This is a genomic window from Maribellus comscasis, assembly GCF_009762775.1.
GTDB lineage: Bacteria > Bacteroidota > Bacteroidia > Bacteroidales > Prolixibacteraceae > Draconibacterium > Draconibacterium comscasis.
Window position 1 is genome coordinate 7,384,926 of record NZ_CP046401.1, and the last position, 12,134, is coordinate 7,397,059.

Annotated in this window: 16 protein-coding genes; 10 read left to right on the plus strand and 6 right to left on the minus strand. The window is 38.2% G+C overall.

What is annotated here, in order from left to right; translation table 11 throughout:
* The first annotated feature begins 330 nt into the window (after positions 1–330).
* The 4 genes from GM418_RS29560 (at position 331) to GM418_RS29575 (ending at position 2,673) form a co-directional block, all read left to right on the plus strand.
* On the plus strand, positions 331–534 hold the full coding sequence (locus GM418_RS29560; protein WP_158871752.1) for a transglycosylase: 204 nt from the start codon (positions 331–333) through the stop codon (positions 532–534).
* 39 nt (positions 535–573) lie between these two features.
* Positions 574–2,142, plus strand: a complete 1,569-nt coding sequence (locus GM418_RS29565) for an AsmA family protein (protein WP_158871754.1) — start codon at positions 574–576, stop codon at positions 2,140–2,142.
* 195 nt (positions 2,143–2,337) lie between these two features.
* Positions 2,338–2,523 carry a CsbD family protein gene (locus GM418_RS29570; RefSeq protein WP_158871756.1) on the plus strand — a complete coding sequence of 62 codons (186 nt, stop codon included), beginning with the start codon at positions 2,338–2,340 and terminating at the stop codon, positions 2,521–2,523.
* A gap of 3 nt (positions 2,524–2,526) precedes the next feature.
* Positions 2,527–2,673 (plus strand): lmo0937 family membrane protein, encoded by a 147-nt coding sequence (locus GM418_RS29575; RefSeq protein ID WP_158871758.1) that lies wholly within the window; start codon positions 2,527–2,529, stop codon positions 2,671–2,673.
* 205 nt (positions 2,674–2,878) lie between these two features.
* Here GM418_RS29575 and GM418_RS29580 read toward each other — a convergent pair whose 3' ends face one another.
* Both GM418_RS29580 and GM418_RS29585 read right to left on the minus strand, forming a co-directional pair.
* Positions 2,879–3,787 carry a YihY/virulence factor BrkB family protein gene (locus tag GM418_RS29580; RefSeq protein WP_158871760.1) on the minus strand — a complete coding sequence of 303 codons (909 nt, stop codon included), beginning with the start codon at positions 3,785–3,787 and terminating at the stop codon, positions 2,879–2,881.
* A gap of 1 nt (position 3,788) precedes the next feature.
* Complete coding sequence (locus tag GM418_RS29585; protein WP_158871762.1) at positions 3,789–4,880, minus strand: AI-2E family transporter; 1,092 nt, start codon at positions 4,878–4,880, stop codon at positions 3,789–3,791.
* 171 nt (positions 4,881–5,051) lie between these two features.
* Between GM418_RS29585 and GM418_RS29590 the strand changes: the two genes are divergently transcribed.
* A complete protein-coding gene (locus tag GM418_RS29590) occupies positions 5,052–5,303 on the plus strand; it encodes a DUF7218 family protein (protein ID WP_158871764.1) in 252 nt (83 codons plus the stop codon).
* A 68-nt stretch (positions 5,304–5,371) separates the two neighbouring features.
* On the opposite strand, the gene GM418_RS29595 is transcribed toward GM418_RS29590, so the two are convergent.
* Positions 5,372–6,265 (minus strand): diacylglycerol/lipid kinase family protein, encoded by an 894-nt coding sequence (locus GM418_RS29595; protein WP_158871766.1) that lies wholly within the window; start codon positions 6,263–6,265, stop codon positions 5,372–5,374.
* Positions 6,266–6,319: 54 nt separating this feature from the next.
* Between GM418_RS29595 and GM418_RS29600 the strand changes: the two genes are divergently transcribed.
* From GM418_RS29600 to GM418_RS29615, 5 genes are read left to right on the plus strand one after another with little or no spacing between them, the layout of a single operon-like run.
* Positions 6,320–7,135 (plus strand): phosphatase domain-containing protein, encoded by an 816-nt coding sequence (locus tag GM418_RS29600; RefSeq protein WP_158871768.1) that lies wholly within the window; start codon positions 6,320–6,322, stop codon positions 7,133–7,135.
* A complete protein-coding gene (locus GM418_RS29605) occupies positions 7,026–7,316 on the plus strand; it encodes a phosphatase domain-containing protein (RefSeq protein WP_246222790.1) in 291 nt (96 codons plus the stop codon). Before GM418_RS29600 ends, GM418_RS29605 begins: the two co-directional genes overlap by 110 nt.
* Before the next feature lie 8 nt (positions 7,317–7,324).
* Entirely contained in the window at positions 7,325–7,453 is a 129-nt protein-coding gene (locus GM418_RS31975) for a hypothetical protein (protein ID WP_281350229.1), read from the plus strand.
* Positions 7,454–7,481: 28 nt separating this feature from the next.
* On the plus strand, positions 7,482–9,320 hold the full coding sequence (locus GM418_RS29610) for a translocation/assembly module TamB domain-containing protein (RefSeq protein ID WP_158871772.1): 1,839 nt from the start codon (positions 7,482–7,484) through the stop codon (positions 9,318–9,320).
* Positions 9,253–10,251 carry a translocation/assembly module TamB domain-containing protein gene (locus tag GM418_RS29615; RefSeq protein ID WP_158871774.1) on the plus strand — a complete coding sequence of 333 codons (999 nt, stop codon included), beginning with the start codon at positions 9,253–9,255 and terminating at the stop codon, positions 10,249–10,251. Before GM418_RS29610 ends, GM418_RS29615 begins: the two co-directional genes overlap by 68 nt.
* Before the next feature lie 194 nt (positions 10,252–10,445).
* Here GM418_RS29615 and GM418_RS29620 read toward each other — a convergent pair whose 3' ends face one another.
* Genes GM418_RS29620 through GM418_RS31770 form a run of 3 tightly spaced genes read right to left on the minus strand, consistent with a single transcriptional unit; the run spans position 10,446 to position 12,095 of the window.
* Entirely contained in the window at positions 10,446–10,916 is a 471-nt protein-coding gene (locus GM418_RS29620) for a hypothetical protein (RefSeq protein ID WP_158871776.1), read from the minus strand.
* A 15-nt stretch (positions 10,917–10,931) separates the two neighbouring features.
* Positions 10,932–11,789, minus strand: coding sequence for an IS4 family transposase (locus tag GM418_RS29625; RefSeq protein ID WP_246222791.1), 858 nt, complete (start codon positions 11,787–11,789; stop codon positions 10,932–10,934).
* Between the two features lie 15 nt (positions 11,790–11,804).
* Positions 11,805–12,095 (minus strand): DUF4372 domain-containing protein, encoded by a 291-nt coding sequence (locus GM418_RS31770; RefSeq protein WP_246222792.1) that lies wholly within the window; start codon positions 12,093–12,095, stop codon positions 11,805–11,807.
* Between the last annotated feature and the right edge of the window lie 39 nt (positions 12,096–12,134).

Here is a 12,134-nt window from a genome sequence, read left to right on the forward strand (position 1 = left end):
ATAAGAAAATTCTATTCCATTTAACGGTTGTTGTATTGAGGTGCTGGTAATAATCTGATATTCAGAAGTCGATAGCGTTTTTATTTATTTAGGGCGCTGCCATAGTTGTTGATTTTTTTCCACACCTGATATAAAAAGTGTAGAATTTTCTATTTAATAAATACCTGCAGCTTTTTTCTGTTTTTTCGAAAGATTAATTTTTTTTGGTGTTGCCGTGCCTCAGAGGCCGTCTGCTATCTTTGTAATTTTCAATACAGCAATAGATTGTACAAACAGTAGTCTGGCATGTTTCTATCATAGTTTGCAATAGAAACATTAAAATATATAATAATGAAAACATTGGGTATTCTTTTATTTATCATTGGCGTTGTTGGAACCATTTTATTTGGAATTCAGGCAGCAAATAATTCAGAAACGTTTAGCTTTTTAGGTCTCGATATAGCGATTAGCGACGCTAACTGGACTCCCGTAATTGTAAGTGCAGTTTTAGCCGTTATCGGGGTGGTTGTTCTGCTTATAAAACCAAAGAAATAAAGCAAAACGCTTCTTTGGAAAACAATTTATACATATGTAATGAAAAAGCCATTTGAAAACAATAAAATAAACAGTGTAAAAAGAGCAGCTATGATAATTTTCGTAGCTGTTTTTGCATTTTGGGGATTGAGTTCACTGATTTTGCCCAGTTTTATAAAGCACAAAATTAACGAGGGTAATTTTGGTAATTACCAGTTTGAAATCGAAAAAGTACGCGTTAATTTACCCGGTAGTCGAATTGTGCTCGATTCCTTCCATGCAAAAAGCAATATCGATGGGATGGATGTTTTAGTGCCTAAATTAAAAATAACCGGCGTTAAAATAATCCGACTGTTGCTAAAAAGATCCTTTGTTGCCAATGCAGTGTATTTGCATAGCCCTCAGGTTTTGCTTGAACATGGGAATTATAGCGCGAACGGAGTAAGGCCGTACACTTCAAAACAGGCATCAGCAGAATTTTTTGTTGGGAATTTTGTTATTACAAATGGAAATTTTGAGTTTATAAATACAAATGACACAAGTCGTTTTTCAAGAATTGAAATTGAATTTATTAATCTTTCACTTAACCGAGATGAACAATATGTTTTCAAAAACTTTTCTTTCGACCACTTATCAGGCAACATAGAAGAATGGTCGGTTCCCTTATCAAACAATTTATATACTGTTGTTGGCTGTGAACTGGAATTTGGTACTTCAAAAAACATTCAGATAGGGCAGTTGCATTTAAGTACTAACTATCCAAAATATGAAGTAGGCCACAAAACCGGCGTAGAAACCGATTGGTTTGATTTTGATTTGCAGGATATTAAAATAAGTGGATTTGAAATGCAGAAGTTACTGGAAAACCGTGGTTTTATTGCCAACAATGTTTCGCTGGGAAAAGTGAAAGGCTTTGCCTTTCGCGACAAAAGGCTGCCGCGTGGAAATAAACCCGACACGAAGCTTCCGATGCAAGCGTTGGACGAGCTGAAATTACCCCTACAAATCGATTCGCTTTCATTTGAAAATGCCTACATAAAATATGAAGAACATGCAGTGGGTGCAGATGAAGCGGGAACCGTATTTTTTTCTGGGCTTAGCGCAAAAGCCTATCAGATAAGTAATATCCGTAAATTGATTCTTCTTCCAACAACTATTTCAGTGAGCGGAAAGCTAATGGGCAAAGCTCATATGGATGCATACTTCGTAATACCAAATAAAAAGTATCCTGGCGAATATGAGGTGAAAGGAAAGCTTGAACCAACTGCTTTTGGAATTATCAACCCGATTGTAAATGAAAATCTAGCGGCCGATATAAAAAGCGGTTACATACACGAGCTTAATTTCGATTTTCATTACAACAACGATTTGTCGGAGGGTGCATTAACCATCCAGTATTCCGATTTAAAAATTGATCTTCTGAACCGCAGAAACGATTCGGCAAAACCAGTTCAGTCGGTATTTTTTAACGGGCTGATTCTAAAAAAGGATAATCTTAAAAACAAAAAGGTTTACCGCGAAGGCACCATTCATTTTTCCCGTGATAAAAAGAAATCGTTATTTAACTACTGGTGGAAATCGCTTTACTCTGGTATAAAATCAGTCGCGGTTCCAAAACCTTTGTTATAACACAGTTGTGTAGAGAACAAAAGTGTAGAAAAAATTCCCTGAGCCCCACACAGAAATCCACAATAAAAATAAAATGAATTTATGTAAGTGTCAATATATTAGTTGTTTGAGTTTTGTGTTGAACTTTGGAATGATTTTGTCATAATAAATAGTACAGTTAGTAGAAAAATAAGTTTAATAATAAAAATTAAGATTATGGACAAATTAGTTGTAAAAGGAAAATGGAATGTTATAAAAGGAAAACTGAAACAAAAGTATGGCGAACTGACAGATGATGACCTTACCTATGTCGAAGGGAAAGAAGATGAATTGCTCGGACGTATACAAGAGCGAACCGGCAAAGCCAGGGAAGAATTAATCGAAGAAATCAAAAACTTATAAGCCATGAGATCACTACTTTATATCATTGCAGTAATACTGGTTATAGGCTGGTTATTTGGGTTCTTTGTGTACTCGGTTGGAGGTTTAATTCATATTCTCCTTGTTCTGGCGGTAATTTCAATTTTGATTTCGTTAATCCGGGGGAGGTGACATGGGCATAAAAATAATACACGGTAAAATTAAAACAGGCACTTTTAAAGGTCTGTTTTTTTTATGCTCTGAAATCTCGATATAATTCTATTTGAATGTTTGCAGCCTTTCGTAATAAGCTATTTTATAGTTATCTTTTAGATAAGGCAAATAAAAGTTTTTGCTGTATATTATTGAGGTGAATCAAACTCCAAAAAGGAAATTTTTATTTGTCGACAGAGCTTATTTTGAAAGGTTCGGCAAATTTGAGTGGTTTGTTTTTGTGGTTTTTGAATTGAGAATACTGGTAACTTAATTCTATACCAAAGTAGAAGATCAATGAAACGTAGTAAATCCAAACCAAGATGACGACAAAGGAACTTGCAGCACCGTAAATCGCACCTAACTGGCTTTTCCCAATAATAATGCTGATCAGGTATTTTCCTATAAAGAACAGGATAGAAGTTATAACGGCAGAAAACCAACTGGCTGTCCATCTAACAGATACATCGGGTAAAAAGCGAAATATTAAAGCAAATACGGCCGTGGTTATTACCAGCGACAATGCCACTTTTAAAACATTAATCAGCACAACAAATTCGGGGTTAAAATGCATCGATATCCAATCCTGGAACAAACTTATTGAAGCGTCAATTATCAGCGAAATCAGTAGCACAAGTCCAAGGCTCAGAATCAATCCAAAAGAAAACAAACGGTCTTTCAGAAATTTTAAAACATTTAATTTCAATTTCGATTTAACCCTTATCCTCCAGATATAATTAATTGAATTCTGCATGATGCTGAATAAAGTGGTAGCAGAAATTAAAAATACGACACCACCAATTAGTGCTCCTATTCCGCCTTTTTCACTTATACTATAGTTATCAATAGCCGATTGGAGGAGCTTGCTGCTCTCGCCGCCTATAAGTTGTGCCAGTTCATTAAACAGTTTTGTACGAATAACTGCATCATTAGTAAAAACGCCAAAAACAGCAATAATTATAATGAGTATCGGAGCAATCAAAAAAATAGTAAAATAAGCTGTGGTTGCAGCCATCCCAATCAGATTATTTGTGCGGAAATTTTTGAATGCGTTAAGAATTATTTTAAGGTGGTTTTTGACTCCAGTTACCATTTTAGTTTTTACTATTTCTTTTATTGAACATTTTGATTTTATGTTTCTCCATACCTCGGTCACTAATCAAAAATGCGTACGGTTTTAAATTTTCAATATTTCGCATAATTACTTTTACCGTTGCCAACACAGGCACTACTACGAGCATCCCGGCAATTCCCCAAACCATATTAGCAAAAAGCAAACTCAGAATAATAGCCAGTGGATTTATTTTTATACTGTTACCCACTATGTTAGGCGTTAACAGGTTATTTTCGATAAACTGAATAACCACAAATAGCGCAGCTATTTTTAGCATCGGCGCAAACGGATTTGGGTCAATGAAAAATACATAGGCAAATGGGATAAATCCGCCAAGAAACGTTCCTGCGTAGGGAATAAGATTTAGGAAGGCTGCAAGCACTCCGAATACTAACGCATGTTTAATCCCAATTATAAAAAGTCCCAGCGAATTTAATACAGCCAAAATCGTAACCACCAAAAACAACCCTCCAAGATATTTGGTGGTAACGGTTGATATTTCGCGAAGGATGTGCAATGTTGTGGGACGTTTTTCTCTCGGGGTTATTCTGAAAATGAAACGCGCGGTTTTGGTCCTGTAAAATAGTAGGAAGAAAACAAAAACCGGTAAAATTCCGATCTGAAACAGCGTTGTTGTAGTTGCTGAAAAAAAAGTTCCTATTTCCGATTGCCACGAACTGGCAATATTGTCTAGGGCTTCGTCTACATAATAATCGGCTGTAGATCCGTTAATTCCCAGCTTTTCTTTTACAATATGTTGTACTGAAATGCTTTTGTCGTCAAGTTGTTCTTTTACCTCGTCAAAATCAATCGATATGTTCGAAGCCCGTAACGACAAAAGAAATGTACTTACGCCAATCAGCACGATAACCGTAAACAACACCATAAGAATAGAAATTGCCCGGTTAACTCCGCGGCGTTCGATTCCCCAAACCAGCGGGTACATTAAATACGAAAGAAACATGGCAACAACCAGTGGTATCAGAACATTTTTTACCAGTATAATAAAGACCAATAAAAGAGCAATGATGAAGAGGGATAGACCCGTTTTTATTAATCCGGTTGTTTTCATGTTTTTCAAATTATTTGTTATACATATTGTAATAATTGTGCCACTTCTTGTTGCGCGGCTTTTTCGCAGATCTCGTTCATCAGGGTAAGCTTATTTTTTCGATTGAAGAATCAATTTCTGGCAGGGTATTTTCGCTCTTGTATGGTATATAATTTCAAACGAAAAGATGTTATGGCAAAGAAGAATAATATTCCGCAAGTGAAAAATGAAGAGCAGTATGAAGCGCTTAGAGACAAAGGTTACAGCAAGCAAAAGGCTGCAAGAATAGCGAATACGCCCGATTCGGGCACAAAAGGAGGAAGTGCCAGCAAATACGAGGACCGCACAAAAGCCGAACTCTATAAAAAGGCTAAACAGGTGGGAATTGCAGGGCGCAGCAAAATGAGTAAAAAAGAATTGATTGAAGCTCTGCGCAACAATTAGCTTTTGGAGCCAGGTTGCGCAATTTTGTTTGTTTGCCCGGCTTTAAAATATAGTCGATAATATTTCTTTTACGGAACGATTACTTCGAGCGATCGTGGTAGAATTTCCACATCAACTTGTAGCGGTTGACCAATTTTTTCCCCATCAATCTGGAGGCTTTGTTTCTTCTGATTTTTAATTTTTACCCGCTGGCATTTGTAGGTATCCACAAAGTCGAGCGTGTGAATTTTGCTGGTATAAAAAGGCACCAGCATTTCCAGAAAATGCATAAAATTTTGAGGCCTCATTACTACAATTTCAAAGTAGCCATCGTCGGGTTTTCCGAGCGGGTTAATAACAGCTCCGGTTCCAAACTTCGATGCATTGGCCAGCACAACCATAAAAGCCTCTTTACTTATATTTTTCCCATTGCAAACAATTTCAAACTTTGCAGGGGCAGCATTTCCAAAATTGTCGATAAACGATTTCGCATAGCTGAGTAAGCCCCGGGTTTCACCTTTTTCGTAGACATCAATAAGTTGGCCATTAAAGCCTAAGTCGCTTAAATGTAGCGAAATATGTTCCTTGTTAATTCTCAATACGTCGATACTTCTGGTTTTTCCGGCGAGAATAAGTTTTAGGCTTTCTTCCAGATCGGTAGGCAGATTTAATTCTGTAGCCATCCCGTTTGCCGAACCCAAAGGCACAATTCCAATTTTAATTGGCGTGTGTAGTGCTGTTTGCGCAACAAGGTTACAAGTGCCGTCTCCGCCAATTGCCACAACCGTTGACGGGTTTATTTCGTCAATAATTTCTGAAATACTTTCCCGGTCATTTTTCCCGGTTGTGTAATAAAATTCTGTATCCACACTGTGTGGTTTCAGCAAGGCTTTAATTTCTTTTTCGAGGCTGATTTTGTCGTTATCTCCCGAAATTGGATTAATCACAAAAAGCATCTTTTTATTTGATTTTTTCTTTGGCATATCTTGTGTATTTATTCTCTTTGATAAACATAAATTTTGTACCGGAATTTGATAATGACAGAAGATTTACAAACGCTTGATTATTTCGAACGGAAGAGTAAAGGTTTTTTCAGAAAACAGAAAGTGAGGATTAAACATAAGTTGGGCTGGCTTGGTGTTCCTGAAATAATCCCGTGCCGAGGTTTTGCTTCGTATGCAGCGGGCCAAGCTTTTATTGCCGGGGCTTTAACCGAAGATAAAGGCCTTGAAAAACTAGACGGGAAAAACACTTTGGGCGAAAATATTCTGGCTATGTTAAAACGTTATTCAGGCGATCAAATTCCCAGTGCGCGGGTAAAAGTAGAATTGAGTAATGCCACTAAAGAACTGGTGACCGAAGAAAACGGAATATTCAAAACCAAGTTACCTGTAAATTTTGTGCGGAAGAAAGAGAAAACAAGATGGCTTCATTACCATGCCGAATTAATGGACAAAACAGGGGTGGGGTCAGAAAAATACAGTGCACAAGGCGAAATTCTGGTGCCGGGAAGCGACGCAAGATTTGCAGTAATTTCTGATATTGATGATACAATTATGGTAAGTCATTCAACCCAAACTTTAAGCAAGTTACGTTTGATACTTACGCACAATTCGCGTACAAGAAAACCCTTTCCCGGAGTTGAAGCTTTTTACTGTGCACTTCATCTCGGGGGTAATGGAAACGATGCTAACCCGTTTTTTTATATATCGAGCAGCGAATGGAATTTATACGATTTGATCGATGATTTTTGTACCTTCAATAAATTCCCGAAAGGGGGTTTATTTGCTCCGCGAAATACCTCCGGGCATTTTAAATTTGTGGAAACAAGGTGGCGGAAACCACGAACATAAATTCGAGAAAATTGTAGGCTTATTTAAGATGTATCCGAAGTTGCCTTTTGTTTTGGTGGGCGACAACGGGCAGCACGACCCGGAAATATACGCGAGAATTGCGCAGATTTACCCGGAGCGAATCAAGGCGACTTACATCAGGACCGTGAAAAAAAGGAAAGACAAACGAATGAAAAAATAATTGCGGAGATGGAAAAGCTAAATGTGCAGATGGTTTTTTCTTCCGATACGATAAATGCAGCCCAACACGCGCAAAGCATAAATCTGATTGCTAATTCCTCGGTGGAAAGCATTATCAGAAATAGTTTTAAAGATTAGTTTTGTGTTGATTGCCGAAGTTTTATTTATGATCCGAAATACAGTTTACATATTTTTAATTGTGCTTGGCCTGCAAATGGTGAGCTTAGAAGTGCAGGCGCAGGAAAACTACGAAATCAGAAACGTGAGTTTTAAAGGCAACAAGTCGCTCGAAAAAAGTTTTCTGATTGAGAAAATGGCAATTGATGAGGTTTCATTATTGCAAAAGTTTTTGACCACCGACGAACCAACTTTGTACAGCCACGATTTAATTGAGATGGATCTGCAGCGCCTCAAAAGAACATACCAGGCCGAAGGTTTTGTGGATGTAAAAGTTAAACCTGATTCGTTAAAAACAAACGACAAAAAGAAAACAGTAAAGCTGAATTTCATCATCGAAAAAGGCGAGCCGTATAATGTGGATACGGTTATTTTGAGTTTAAACGATGCCAACTCCGCAATTAAAATCGATTCGCTTTGGACAACTGCAGAGGCTTTAAGTTTGGAGGCCAGTGGAAATTACAATCTTCAGGGAAGTTCCGATGTACAGTTATCTGCGGCATTCGATAGTATTCAGGCGTTTTCGGCCTACATTCCGTTAGACAGTGTGTACGGTGGCGGAATTGTAAAAGCACACCTTTGGGGAACGCAAGATTCACTTTTGATGACTGCAAATGTGGAGCTTAAAAACTCAGGATTTTCTGGCCTGTTAGCACAAAAACTGGTGGTAAATGGTAAGGGACAATTTGTTCCCGGCGATACAACTTTCTCGGCACAGGCTGAAGTTGAGAAATTCCGTGCAAGCGAATTTGAGCTCGACAGCATTTCGGCTATGGCAAACTATTTCACCGATTCTGTTTCGGTAAAAGCCAGAGTCTCGGGCGATCAGTTGCACACTGAAGTAAATTCACAAATTGCATTATCAGACACTTTAAAAATAGAGCTTTCGGAATGGACGCTCGATTATAAAAATCAGCATCTGGAACTTGTGCCATCTCCGGCGGTATTCGAACTCGATTCGCTGAATTATCGCGTTTCGAACCTGAAAATGGCTTCGGCAAATAACGATTCGGCGCAATATCTCAGGGCAGATGGTGTGATTTCGCGTTATGGCAACGAAGATTTTACACTCGAAATTGCCAATGTTGATATTGGCGGAATCCTTGAAAGTGTTGGAATTAAAACGGATGTTTCGGGGAAAATAAACACCAATGCAACGATTCAGGGAACTACTGCTTCTCCCGATATTTCGGGTAATTTGTCGGTTGATGATGCGCTGTTTTATGGCTATCAGTTTTCCGATTTGGGTAGAAAGTTCAGCGTAAAAGACAGCCGCTTTAATTTCGAGGGAAAAATAACGCCGCTTGATAGTGGTACTTTCAATTTGGATGCAAATATTCCGGTAACTGCACGCTTCGACAGCCTTAGTTTTGGTGTTAATCCCAAGGACACTGTTAATGCGGAACTGCTGATTAATCGTTTTTCTTTGGCGGCCATTCAGTTTTTGCAGAAAGGCGACCAGGTGAAAGGATTTCTGGATGGAAAAATAAATGTTGGTGGTACTTTGGAAACGCCCAAACCTACCGGCAACCTGAAACTGAAAAATGCCTCGGTAGTTATTCCCGAATACGGAATTGATAACAACGATATTATTTTCGATCTTAATTTTACTGAAGATGCAGCCCGGTTCGATTCATTTTACATCAGAACCCACGATGGCGATTTAAAGGCCAGCGGAACGGTTGATTTTAGTTCGGCTTTTTATCGGGGCGATATTAGTGAGTCGGAAATTGCGATTCATTTTAACAAATTCAATCCTTTTGATCACCGCCAGTTTAAAAGGGAAGGCCGGGAAAGTGGTTTTCGACGGAAAACTAAAAGTGCCTGAAGCCAATATTTATTTGCCTGCGGTTATGAATATGACGGGCCGTTTTACCGAGCCGGATATTCCAAAACCCGTGTTGGTTCGTGAGATTGAAAATTTTTCGAATCCTGTTGATACCGCAGCGCTTGTTTTAGATACTGTTTCTACAAGAGACACGGTTAATCTTCAATATCTCGATGGGCTTACTGGCCTGTTAACGGTTGAATTTCCGCAAAACACCTGGATTAAAAACAAAGATATGTTTGTTGAAATCTCAGGAGAATTGGAGGTGATTAAGAATGCTGAGTTTTTTGAGTTGTTTGGAAGTATTGATGTTGTGCGCGGTCAGTACGATATTTTAGGGAAAACCTTCAAAATTGATCAGGGAACGATAACTTTCCAGGGAGGTGAGGAGTTGATTCCACGTTTGAATATTCAGGCTACTTATTCGTTCCGAAATCCTGAAGAGGCCGAGCAGGCATTAACGTTAAATGTTACAGGAACCGCTAACGGACCCGAAATTAATTTTGCGTTGGATGGAAGCCAGGTGAGCGAAGGCGATGCTTTGTCGTATATTCTTTTTGGCAAGGGCATGAACGAACTGACCATCGATCAGCAGGAAAATGTTTCGGGGGCCGGACAATTGGCCGGATCGGCGGCAATGGCTGTACTTTCCTCACAATTAACCAATTTGCTAGGAAATAGTTTGGATGTGGATTACATTGAAGTAAAAGGGAACGGCGATTTCGACAATGCCACAGTAGTGGTCGGAAAATACATTACCAACAACCTGTTTGTAAGTTACCAGCAGCGTTTTGGTGAAACGAACGAAAAAGATGTGGGCAAATACGAGGTAAAACTGGAGTACGAATTATTTAAGTTCCTGTTTCTTCAGTTAAACAACTCATCAACAGATAGTGGCTTCGATGTTATTTTTAAGTTACAGTCAAATTAAAAAAAAGGAATTATACAGGTTCTTTTTGGGAATTTTTATTTAGGAACAGAAAGTAGTTAAATGCCTAACTTTATAAAAAATTTGGAAGACTGATCAGCAGAAAATATTATTAGAAATGAATAAATAAAAAAGAGGCATTTCGCTTAACGCTTAAAAAGATGCCTCAGTCTAATCGACAATATTTGGGTGACTTGTTAAAATGCAACCTTGATTCCTATTCCTGGATCAGGTGAAAAGATAACCCCGCCTTCGCTAACAATTTCAAGAAATGGCTTTAAGTTTAAGTCAAAAGCTATAGGTACTTTTGGAATTTTATATTCAAGACCGACAATTCCATCAATCCCAATTCCAAAATCCCCGTCATCAATATGATGAGGATGATCATACCACGCAACTCCACCCCTGCCATCAAAATTATCACCATAGAAAGATACATGACCTCCTACACCATAAAACCAGTTAAAGCCTTGTTCATCAAAAGCATTCTGCTGTTTCTCCCATAACCCTGTCAGGCTCATTCCATGATGCCAGAATCCAACAATACCTTCAATTACTGAGCTTCCATTATTCTTTTTTAGTGTTAATCCGGAAGTTCCTCCCGAGCGCAGTCCAACAGCAAAATCATACTGTGCCATAGCAATGCCCGAACTAAATAAAATAAGCATGACATTGCTGTCCACTTAAAACAAGCTGAGGGACAGCTGGTTATATTTTAGTTCTTTGACGTTCTTGTAATCTATGTTTATAAGTAGCTCATTGATAGAAGTTTTGTCCAGTAGCGACATTCCTAATATTTGTAATATTTCATAGGTTGAGCGTTCAATTTTTAACTCTTTACCTACAATGGCAACTAAACAGTAAGCAATGATAGCTGAATAAATTTGTATCCTGACTGCGTTTTCAGACGTACCCCAGAATGCTTTTATTTTCAGATGTTGTTTTATCCATTTAAAGAATAATTCAACCTGCCACCTGTTTTTGTATAAAAGCACGATCTCTTCGGCTGTTAAATCCATGTTGTTTGTCAAGTATACGAAGTATCGGTTACTTTCAGCATCATAGAACTTGATTCTCCGTAATTTATCAGGATAATCTTTTGAGACATAAAAACCAGACAGTTTTCCGATTTGGTCGCAAATCAGACCGGATTCTTTGTTGATTTTATTCGAGTACATCCTGTTAAATTTCAGATTTGTTTTTGCCCTTACTACAAAAAATGCAGAAAGTGCCTGTATTCGGTAAAGGCGCTCAAAATCAACATATCCACGGTCAAAAATGTAATATGCCCCTGTTTCGTATGGAATAACATCCATTACATTGACATCGTGGACAGAAGCTGCCGTGATGTGGATAAACGCCGGTATTTGTGTGGTAATATCGTAAAGCGTGTGGAGCTTTATTCCTCCTTTTGTTTTACGAAAACTTGCCCACCAGAAAACGCTTAAACACAAGTCGATGGTTGAAGAATCGAACGCATAAATTTTTCCTTTGATTTCAAAATCATCGTTAGCAAGTTTTTTCCTGGCCAAGTCAATCATGTAATAAGCAAAATCTTAAAAGATTTTGTACTTGCGCTTTTCGTTAGCTTTTGCCAGGTTGCTCCTTGTTACTGATTTTCCAAAACCAAGATGATAAGTCTTGTTTTGGTGAGCGGCAATGATAACAATCAAATCGCGCAAACTATCACGGTTGGTCGGTTGACCGAAAATCATACATAGTAACTGGTTCCAGCAGGTAAAGTGCCTAACATATTTATTGCCCAAATATTTGGTAACAAATTTATCGAATACCCTTTGTGGCAAAAAACTTATGAGTTGAGCGAAAACGTATTTCCCGTTGTTCATGTGATTTTAAAAATCCCCGAACTTAACTGATTCAAATCG

Coding starts and splice junctions, on each gene's coding strand:
- GM418_RS29560 (WP_158871752.1), top strand. CDS start 331: ATGAAAACATTGGGTATTCTTTTATTTATCATTGGCGTTGTTGGAACC.
- GM418_RS29565 (WP_158871754.1), top strand. CDS start 574: ATGAAAAAGCCATTTGAAAACAATAAAATAAACAGTGTAAAAAGAGCA.
- GM418_RS29570 (WP_158871756.1), top strand. CDS start 2,338: ATGGACAAATTAGTTGTAAAAGGAAAATGGAATGTTATAAAAGGAAAA.
- GM418_RS29575 (WP_158871758.1), top strand. CDS start 2,527: ATGAGATCACTACTTTATATCATTGCAGTAATACTGGTTATAGGCTGG.
- GM418_RS29580 (WP_158871760.1), bottom strand. CDS start 3,787: ATGGTAACTGGAGTCAAAAACCACCTTAAAATAATTCTTAACGCATTC.
- GM418_RS29585 (WP_158871762.1), bottom strand. CDS start 4,880: ATGAAAACAACCGGATTAATAAAAACGGGTCTATCCCTCTTCATCATT.
- GM418_RS29590 (WP_158871764.1), top strand. CDS start 5,052: ATGGCAAAGAAGAATAATATTCCGCAAGTGAAAAATGAAGAGCAGTAT.
- GM418_RS29595 (WP_158871766.1), bottom strand. CDS start 6,265: ATGCCAAAGAAAAAATCAAATAAAAAGATGCTTTTTGTGATTAATCCA.
- GM418_RS29600 (WP_158871768.1), top strand. CDS start 6,320: ATGACAGAAGATTTACAAACGCTTGATTATTTCGAACGGAAGAGTAAA.
- GM418_RS29605 (WP_246222790.1), top strand. CDS start 7,026: ATGATTTTTGTACCTTCAATAAATTCCCGAAAGGGGGTTTATTTGCTC.
- GM418_RS31975 (WP_281350229.1), top strand. CDS start 7,325: ATGGAAAAGCTAAATGTGCAGATGGTTTTTTCTTCCGATACGATAAAT.
- GM418_RS29610 (WP_158871772.1), top strand. CDS start 7,482: ATGATCCGAAATACAGTTTACATATTTTTAATTGTGCTTGGCCTGCAA.
- GM418_RS29620 (WP_158871776.1), bottom strand. CDS start 10,916: ATGCTTATTTTATTTAGTTCGGGCATTGCTATGGCACAGTATGATTTT.
- GM418_RS29625 (WP_246222791.1), bottom strand. CDS start 11,789: ATGATTGACTTGGCCAGGAAAAAACTTGCTAACGATGATTTTGAAATC.
- GM418_RS31770 (WP_246222792.1), bottom strand. CDS start 12,095: ATGAACAACGGGAAATACGTTTTCGCTCAACTCATAAGTTTTTTGCCA.